Source organism: Sporichthyaceae bacterium (assembly GCA_036493475.1).
Classification (GTDB): Bacteria; Actinomycetota; Actinomycetes; order Sporichthyales; family Sporichthyaceae; genus DASQPJ01.
The window spans coordinates 1-1,750 of sequence record DASXPS010000143.1 but is presented as its reverse complement, the minus strand read 5'-3'; the positions used below and the strand labels follow the sequence as shown (position 1 = coordinate 1,750).

The window sequence follows — 1,750 nt, the reverse complement described above, 5'->3', positions numbered from 1 at the left end:
GGGACAGCGCACCCTGTTCGGCCCGCGCGGCGTGTCCGGCCTGGTCAACGTCGAGGTCACCCCCGAGCTCGCGGTCCGGCTGGCCAGCGCCTACGCCACCATGCTGCGCAAGGGCTCCACCGTCACCACCTCGCGGGACGTATCCCGGGCCGCCCGGACGCTCAAGCGGGCGGTGCAGGGCGCGCTCAACGCCAGCGCGATCAACGTGGTGGACCTGGAGGCCCAGCCGCTCCCGGTGGCCAGGTTCGAGACGGCCAGGGACCACTACAGCGGCGGCGTCGCGCTGCGCACCACGCCGGGCGACCCGCAGTCGATCGACATCATCTTCCTGGACGAGCGCGGCGCCGAGCTCTCCCAGGCCGACCAGCGCAAGCTGGAGCGGGTGTTCTCCCGGCAGGAGTTCCGGCGGGCCTTCCCCGGCGAGATAGCCGAGCTCAGCTATCCGCCCCGGGTGGTGGAGTCCTACACCCACGAGCTGCTGCGGTGCGTCGACATGAGCGGCGTCCGCGAGGCCGGCCTGAAGGTGGTGGCGGACTGCGCGGGCGGCACCGCGTCGCTGGTGCTGCCCAGCCTGCTCGGCACGATCGGGGTGGAAGTGCACACCCTGAACAACCGGTTGGACGAGGTCTCGCCCACCGAGACCACCGCGCAGCAGCGTGCCGGGTTGCAGCGACTGGCCGACGTGGTGTCCTCGTCCCGGGCCGCGTTCGGCGTCAGGTTCGACCCGGTAGGCGAGCGGATCCAGCTCGTGGATGAGAAGGGCGAGCTGGTCAGCGAGGACCGGGCCCTGCTGTCCGTGCTCGACCTGGTCGCGGCCGAACGCAAGCAGGGCCGCGTCGCACTCCCGGTGACCACCACCCGCGTGGCCGAGCAGGTCTGCCGGTTCCACGGTGTCCAGGTGGAATGGACGCCGACCTCGATGCACGCGCTGACCCTGGCCGCGGCCCAGGACGACGTGATCTTCGCGGCCGACGGCCACGGCGGGTTCGTGGTGCCCGAGTGCGCCCGGACCATCGACGGCATCGCGGTCTTCGTCCGGCTGCTCGGCCTCGTCGCGCGGACCCGGCTGACGCTGAGTCAGATCGACGCCAGGATCCCGGTCGCGCATCTGCTCAAGCGCTCGGTGCCGACGCCGTGGGCGGCCAAGGGCGGGGTCATGCGTACCGTCGTAGAGGCCGCGGGTGATCACGAGATCGACACCACCGACGGCGTGCGAGTGACCGAGCGGGATCGCGGCTGGGTCCTGGTGCTGCCCGACCCGGCGGACGCCGTCACGCACCTGTGGGCCGAGGGGAACGACGCCGACACCGCTCAGCTGCTGCTCGACGAGTGGGCGGCCGTGGTGGAGCGGGCCGGTCACTAGCAGTGGCTCCTGAGCTGCTGCTGGCGGTTACCGCCAAGTGTCGCGATACTGCGGTTAGGTACCCGGATATTCGCTCTGCGGACAGGTAAGCTGTGTCCCTCACGCGATGTTGCGAAAGGCGTCAACCACGCGGAATTCGCGAATGTGAGAGAATCGCGCGCATTGCGATTCGCCCGGCGGTCACCGCCCGCCGGGACGGGCCCGGGGACGGGCCCGGCAGGCAGGAGTGCATGGCGCGGGTGCACGGCGGAGGTGAGAAGGCGGTGTGGCGGAAGCGTCGCGACGGAAATAGCAGGCGTGGACGGCGTGGGCTGTTCGCGTGGCGCATGGACCGCCCCGCCCCATCTCGCGTACCGTGGGCTGGGTCGCTCGAAGACGACGGGTACG

Annotated in this window: 1 protein-coding gene; it reads left to right on the top strand. The window is 71.2% G+C overall.

Annotated elements, in window-relative coordinates:
• Positions 1 to 1,363: mannose-1-phosphate guanyltransferase (locus VGJ14_14815; protein HEY2833699.1), on the top strand; the 1,363-nt coding region annotated here is incomplete at its 5' end.
• Between the last annotated feature and the right edge of the window lie 387 nt (positions 1,364 to 1,750).